At 45.3% G+C, this 561-nt stretch carries 1 pseudogene; it reads right to left on the bottom strand.

Features of this window, described 5'->3' with window-relative positions:
• Window positions 1-331 precede the first annotated feature (331 nt).
• Window positions 332-561 (bottom strand): annotated as a pseudogene (locus tag DSM107010_RS39835) (hypothetical protein); the annotation flags it as partial.

The following is a 561-nucleotide window of genomic DNA, read 5'->3' as shown; positions in this document are numbered from 1 at the left end:
ACTCTTTCAGCAGAATCAGGCATTGAGTCATCTTACCGCGTTGTGTCCCTCATCTCCCCCGAAATTTTTCGCTCTCCAAATGGAGTAAACTGCAACGCCCGCGCCGTGCAGACATTGAAGATTCAAGCGTGTGGGTAGGAAGAAGGCTACGCGATCGCTTCACCTAGACACATCAAACCAGAATACGAGTAAATGCGATTGCTGCAAGGGTGTATTGATAGCCGAGAGCCGCGCTACTCGCTTAATATTAGATCGCTCTGGGTAGATAATTTGTGACTTCACAAATGCTCGTCACAACAACCGTCTGTGCAAAAGTATGATCTTGAATAACCTAACCCCTCACTTTTAGCACTTCCATAATTCTTTGAGCCACTTGATAGTTTTGCCAATAACGAGTGTGGGAGTCAATCATGAAGAAACCCGTGTTAACTGGAACATCGACAAGTTCGCACTTCTCATTTTCCTTGTTTCGATTAAACAACTTACCGAGAGGATAGGCAATTGGATCTTCTGAATCCCAAAAGTTAAGCCAAACACGCCCATCACCTCTGACTGGATTCC

The organism is Chroococcidiopsis cubana SAG 39.79, from assembly GCF_003991895.1.
GTDB lineage: Bacteria > Cyanobacteriota > Cyanobacteriia > Cyanobacteriales > Chroococcidiopsidaceae > Chroococcidiopsis > Chroococcidiopsis thermalis.
The sequence above is the reverse complement of the archived record's forward strand: the minus strand, read 5'-3'. Positions and strand labels throughout refer to the sequence as shown.